This window comes from Trebonia kvetii, from assembly GCF_007827045.1.
Taxonomy (GTDB): Bacteria; Actinomycetota; Actinomycetes; order Streptosporangiales; family Streptosporangiaceae; genus Trebonia; species Trebonia kvetii.
In genome coordinates, this window is record NZ_RPFW01000079.1 from 1 (window position 1) to 255 (window position 255).

The following is a 255-nucleotide window of genomic DNA, read 5'->3' on the forward strand; positions in this document are numbered from 1 at the left end:
GAGAACTCAACAGCGTGCTAAAAGCCAGTGCATGATATATGTACAAACCCCCGTCGGGGCTGGTCTTTGTGACTGGTTCCACGGATATTAGCCATGATTTGCTCATGGTTGGGTTTCTGTTTTCCGGCTGGGCCTTCGGGTCTGGCTGGTGTCAGTCATTCAACGGAGAGTTTGATTCTGGCTCAGGACGAACGCTGGCGGCGTGCTTAACACATGCAAGTCGAACGAGGTGCTTGCACCTAGTGGCGAACGGGT

The 255-nt window shown here is 53.3% G+C and carries 1 rRNA gene; it reads left to right on the top strand.

The window, feature by feature from the left end:
- Positions 1 to 159: 159 nt before the first annotated feature.
- Positions 160 to 255, top strand: a 16S ribosomal RNA gene (locus tag EAS64_RS43050); the annotation flags it as partial.